Here is a 1,218-nt window from a genome sequence, read left to right as displayed (position 1 = left end):
CGTCTATGGGGCGCATATCGATCTCAACGCCCTGGCTCGTCCTCGGCGAGGAAGCCTCGCAGGGCGGCGTCCATCTGGTCGGCCTCAATGAGGAAGCCGTCGTGCCCGTGCAGCGAGTGGATGGTGACCCGGCGCGAGTCGGGAATGCCGGTGGTCAGCTCCTCCGCCTGCGCGGGTAGGAAGAGCCGGTCGGAGTCGACATCAACTACGAGGGTGCGGGCCGTCACCGTGGACAGGGCTGCCTCGATGCCGCCACGGTCGGCGCCGACGTCGTGCACCATCATCGAGTGGTTGACGATGAGGTAGGTGTTGGCGTCGAAGCGGGCCAGCAGTTTGCCGGAGTGGTGGTCGAGGTAGGACTCGATCTGGTAGCGGCCGCCGACGGCGGGGTCCTCCTGCCCCTGGTGGGCGCGACCGAAGCGGGTGTCGAGCTCGCCGGCGGAGCGGTAGGTGGTGTGGGCGATGGCGCGCGCCAGGCCCAGGCCGCGCACCGGTCCGACGACGTGGTTGTAGTAGTCGCCGTCGAAGAAGAAGGGGTCGCCGACGATGGCGAGTTCCTGCAGGTGGCACCAGGCGAGCTGGTCGGCGGTGGTGGAGGCGCCGGTGGCCACCAGGGCGAGGTTGCGCACGCGGTCGGGGTGGGTCACGCCCCATTCGACGGCGCGATGCCCACCGAGCGAGGCGCCGATGACCAGGTGGAAGGTATCGATGCCGAGCGCGTCCGCCAGACGCGACTCGGCGCGGACGGCGTCGCGGGTGGTCAGCCAGGGAAAGCGGGAGCCCCAGGGGCGGCCATCGGGCGCCGTCGAAGAGGGGCCGGTGGAGCCCTGGCAGCCGCCGAGGATATTGGCGGCGACGACGAAGTAGCGGTCGGTATCAATGGCACGTCCGGGCCCGACGAGGGTGTCCCACCAGCCGGGTGTGGGGTGGCCGGGGCCGGCCGCGCCGGTGACGTGGGAGTCGCCGGTCAGGGCGTGCAGGACGAGGACGGCGTTGTCGCGGGCGGAGCTCAGCTCCCCCCAGGTTTCAAAGGCCAGATGGGTTTCAGGCAGAACCTCGCCGGAATCCAGGGGCAGGTTGCCGATCTCGAGGAAGTGGCGGTGGCCGGGGTCGTCGCCGGGCCGCCAGGCACCCGTGGGGGAGCCGGCCGAGCGGTCGACGAGCTTTAGGGTCGCCGTGCCGACGCCCGGTACCTGTGATAGGGGCGAGGTCATGTCC

1 protein-coding gene is annotated in these 1,218 nt (G+C 70.8%); it reads right to left on the bottom strand.

Annotation, left to right across the window (positions count from 1 at the left end):
- Window positions 1–23 precede the first annotated feature (23 nt).
- Window positions 24–1,214 carry a homoserine O-acetyltransferase gene (locus RWX45_RS12115; protein WP_316023973.1) on the bottom strand — a complete coding sequence of 397 codons (1,191 nt, stop codon included), beginning with the start codon at window positions 1,212–1,214 and terminating at the stop codon, window positions 24–26.
- Window positions 1,215–1,218: the final 4 nt, after the last annotated feature.

This window comes from Actinomyces sp. MRS3W (assembly GCF_032465695.1).
GTDB lineage: Bacteria > Actinomycetota > Actinomycetes > Actinomycetales > Actinomycetaceae > Actinomyces.
This window is presented reverse-complemented; position numbering and strand designations above follow the sequence as displayed.

What these genes read in the sequence shown, in the direction of transcription:
- RWX45_RS12115 (WP_316023973.1), bottom strand. Translation starts at nt 1,214, where the DNA reads ATGACCTCGCCCCTATCACAGGTACCGGGCGTCGGCACGGCGACCCTA.